The organism is Streptomyces sp. NPDC101152 (genome assembly GCF_044768275.1).
Classification (GTDB): domain Bacteria; phylum Actinomycetota; class Actinomycetes; order Streptomycetales; family Streptomycetaceae; genus Streptomyces.
Genome location: NZ_JBIWPO010000123.1, coordinates 1 through 3,406 on the forward strand (window position 1 = coordinate 1; position 3,406 = coordinate 3,406).

The 3,406-nt window shown below is 69.9% G+C and carries 4 protein-coding genes and 1 pseudogene; 3 read left to right on the forward strand and 2 right to left on the reverse strand.

Annotated elements, in window-relative coordinates:
• Positions 1-116: 116 nt before the first annotated feature.
• Positions 117-521 (forward strand): hypothetical protein, encoded by a 405-nt coding sequence (locus ACIRVK_RS45300; RefSeq protein WP_404257985.1) that lies wholly within the window; start codon positions 117-119, stop codon positions 519-521.
• A gap of 442 nt (positions 522-963) precedes the next feature.
• Positions 964-1,068: pseudogene (locus ACIRVK_RS45305) on the forward strand (transposase); the annotation flags it as partial.
• A gap of 72 nt (positions 1,069-1,140) precedes the next feature.
• Here ACIRVK_RS45305 and ACIRVK_RS45310 read toward each other — a convergent pair.
• Positions 1,141-1,707 (reverse strand): TetR/AcrR family transcriptional regulator, encoded by a 567-nt coding sequence (locus tag ACIRVK_RS45310; protein WP_404257987.1) that lies wholly within the window; start codon positions 1,705-1,707, stop codon positions 1,141-1,143.
• A 124-nt stretch (positions 1,708-1,831) separates the two neighbouring features.
• On the opposite strand from ACIRVK_RS45310, the gene ACIRVK_RS45315 reads away from it, so the two are divergent.
• A complete protein-coding gene (locus ACIRVK_RS45315; protein WP_404257989.1) occupies positions 1,832-2,956 on the forward strand; it encodes a saccharopine dehydrogenase NADP-binding domain-containing protein in 1,125 nt (374 codons plus the stop codon).
• Between the two features lie 78 nt (positions 2,957-3,034).
• On the opposite strand, the gene ACIRVK_RS45320 is transcribed toward ACIRVK_RS45315, so the two are convergent.
• Positions 3,035-3,406 (reverse strand): RNA-guided endonuclease TnpB family protein (locus ACIRVK_RS45320; RefSeq protein WP_404257991.1); only part of this gene is annotated, 372 nt, incomplete at its 5' end.

Below are 3,406 nucleotides of genomic sequence, written 5' to 3' on the forward strand. Positions count from 1 at the left end.
GCAGCAGAGTGCCCACCGCTGACCCTCAGCGCGTCAGAAACTGGCCTCGTTCATCCGTACGTGGCTGAGGACGTTCACCTGTACGCCGACACCGTCTCGACGACGTGCTGTCCGGGATGGGTATTCGCTACCCGATGCTGGGCGCCGAGGCGCATCCGCTCATCGGTCTGCCGTCGCCGGATCTGGACCTCGGCTCGGCCCGGGTGCACGAACTGCTGCGGTCCGGACGCGGCGTCCTGCTCGATCCGGCCGACGGGTTCGCCGAGGTCACCGGCCCCTGGTCGGACCGAGTGGACCGGGTGGGGCAGGGTGCTGACACCGAGTCCATGCTCATTAGGCCAGACGGCTATGTGTGCTGGGCCGGCAGGTCGGATGACCTGGAACCGGCGCTCGGACGTTGGTTCGGTGAGCCCTGCTGGACCGACGTTCAGGCCGTTGGCCGTCGCGATGCTCACGATCGTCGTCTGGTCGGTGATGGGACGGGGCGGCTGCTGCACGGTGGAGCGATTGCAGCTCGCTGACCGAGCGGTGCCTCCGAAGGCCGCCGCACGGCAGACCGAACGCAACGGCCCGCACCCACTCCCGCCGGGGCGGTCCGTCAGGCGCAGTTGGTCATCGCTGGCAAGGCACCGTTCTTGTGGGGTTTGCGGCGAGTGCCGTGCCACGTGTCATCGTCTCGTGCCGGTGCTCGTAGACGAGTGCGCAGAGATGGCCGTTCGCCGCGTGGCGAGGCCAGGAGTTGGAGGGGTCGCCGCCGCTGCGGACGTCGACGGTTTCTATGCCGCCCTCGTGCCCGAGCCGTGCACGAACGCCACGCTGCTGGCGATGTCGGCCGACTGCTGGTGCCGCCATGCGTCTGATCGGCGCGAACCGGCTCACATAGTCGCTGAGGAACCGCAACGTCCGCAACAGCGAACCCGTCGCGGCTGCGACTGTCGAGGCCGCCCAGGCCCAGCACACCGCATGCCAGGCATCGGCCCCGTCCTGGGTGCCGAGCTCATCGCCTACGCCGGCGGCGACATGAGCGTCTTCGGCAGTCCGGACCGCGTGGCCGGCGTCGTCGGTCTGGCCCCGGTCCGGTCCCGAAGGGCTCCGGACGAGTCGGCGGATGCGTCGGCCGCGCCGGGCCCCACGTGCAGCTCAGGTGCCGCCGAGGGCGGCTCGCAGTTCGTCGGTCACCGCGTCGAGGCAGTTGGGGAAGGGTGCTCGCCCCTTGGCCTCGATCCAGCGTTGGAAGGCGTTGTGGAAGGCCATCGTGGCGAGCTGTGCGATCAGGTCGGCCGTCCCGGCGTCGACGTGACGTTGCTTCAGGGCGTCGCGGATCGCAGCGGTGATCGCGGCGGCCTTGGTCCGTTCGCGTTCCTGTAGCTCCGGGCTGGCGTCGATCACCGTGCGGCGTTCCTTCGCGCCGTCCGCGTGCTCGACGAGTCTGGCTCCCACTCGCGCCAGCGCGTCGAGGGCGGCGGTGAGCGGAGCAGTATCTGGGTCTGCTGTCCGGACTGCCTCTGCAAGCGCCGGAGGGAGGCGCTCCGAGCCGGCGAACAGGACTTCGCGCTTGTCCGGGAAGTAACGGAAGTAGGAGCGCCGCGTGAGCCCGGCGCGCTCGGCGATCTGGGTCACCGTCACGTTGTCGTAGCCCTGCTCCAGGTACAGCTCCAGAGCCGCTCGTTTCAGGCGCTCTTCCGCACCGGGATCCCACCTCGCCACAGGCCGACTCTAACAGGTGATGTCCCACAGTGTCGTCAGTGCTAGCGTGTCATGACGACACACTGTGTCATCACCGAGGGCGTACGTCCCCGGTGCGGCCCGGAGTAGGCAGGGTGACAGTCACATGACCCAGACCAGCGAAACCAGTAGGACTACCGGCGAGCGCAGGACGACTGACGAGGTGTGGATTGTCGGGGCGACCGGCCGTATCGGCCGGGGCGTGACCACGCGACTGGCCGCGCGAGGGCTGACGGTCGTGCCGGTCGGGCGCAGCCGGGACCGGCTGGCCGCTGCCGGAGCCCAGGCCGGTCTGCCCGGGCGCTCGAAGGTGGTCGTCGCTGACTCGGCCGAGCGGATCGCGGAAGAGATCGTCCGCCAGCGCCCGCGGGTGGTCGTGAACACGATGGGCGCCTTCTCCGCCACTGCACCGGTGATCACCCGCGCCTGCATGACCAACGGCGGCCACTACGTCGACCAAGCCAACGACATGGTCGCCGTCGAGGGGCTGCTCGCCCTGCACGACGAAGCGGCGCGAGCGGGGAGCACCCTGGTCACCGGCGCCGGATTCGGCACGCTGGCGACGGAGGCGGTGGTGGCGAAGCTGTGCCTAAAGCAGCCCACACCGCACCGGGTGCGGGTCGACGCCGTGGCCTCGGTGGCCGTCGAGGCAGGTGTGCTCGGTGCGGCGCTTGCGGCCAGCATCGTGGACGCGCTCACCGCCGGTGGACGGCGGTACGAGAACGGGCGGCTGGTAGCGTCGCGCCTCGGCGCGGACCCGCAGCGACTCACCTTTCCGGACGGGGAGTCGGCGGTGTCGGCTGGTGTCGCCTCGGGTGAGCTCGTCGCGGCCCATGCGGTGAGCGGAGCACCGTTCGTCGCCGCCACCTCCGCTCTCGCGCCGACCTCGGCGCTGATGCGTGCCCTACTTCCCCTGCTCGCCCGCCTGTTGTCCGTTCCCGCGATGCGACGCCTCGCCGTCGACCTGCTCGGCCGGGTCCCGGTGAAGGCCACAGCCCGCCCGCGTGAGCACTCCTGGGGGCACGCCGTCGTGGAGTGGGCGGACGGCACTCGGCACGAGGGATGGCTCCGCACCGGTGACGGCATGGACTTCACGGCCGACGTCACCGCCGACGTCACCGAACGGCTGGCCCGTGGTGTCGCCAGCCCCGGGGCATGGACACCAGCAGCCGCCTTCGGGCCGGAACTGGCAACGACCACGGGCGGCACCTTCATACTGCAGTCAACTTGACCCGGCCCTGAAGTGAAGGGCCGGGTTTGGAGGTAGTGCCCAGCTGGCTGCTGGGTTGACTCCTCCGTCCAGACACCCCTATCGGGTGGCAGGGGCGCGTGACTCACGCCCCGCGTTCCACACGCTCTCGCCACGGGTGGCGATGTTGTGGGAAGCATTCCGGTCCGCGTGGGCAACGACCCCGCACCGCCGGCAGATGAAAAGTCCCTGGTCAACGCGGTTTTTCTTGTCCGTGTGGCCGCACTCGCAGCACGTCTGGGACGTGTACGCGGGATCGACGAAGACCAGGGGCACCCCGGCCCGCTTGGCCTTGTAGACGATGAAGCCTGCGAGCTGGGCGAAGGCCCAGGCATGAAGTGCGACCCGTTGGGGCTTGCGGAGCCGTACCCGGTTGCGGATGCCCTTGAGTTCTTCCAGGGACAGGCCGCGTCCGGTGCGTTCAGCCTCGGT

Excerpts from the sequence above, each read along its gene's own strand:
- ACIRVK_RS45315 (WP_404257989.1), top strand. The coding sequence starts at position 1,832 with ATGACCCAGACCAGCGAAACCAGTAGGACTACCGGCGAGCGCAGGACG.
- ACIRVK_RS45300 (WP_404257985.1), top strand. The coding sequence starts at position 117 with ATGGGTATTCGCTACCCGATGCTGGGCGCCGAGGCGCATCCGCTCATC.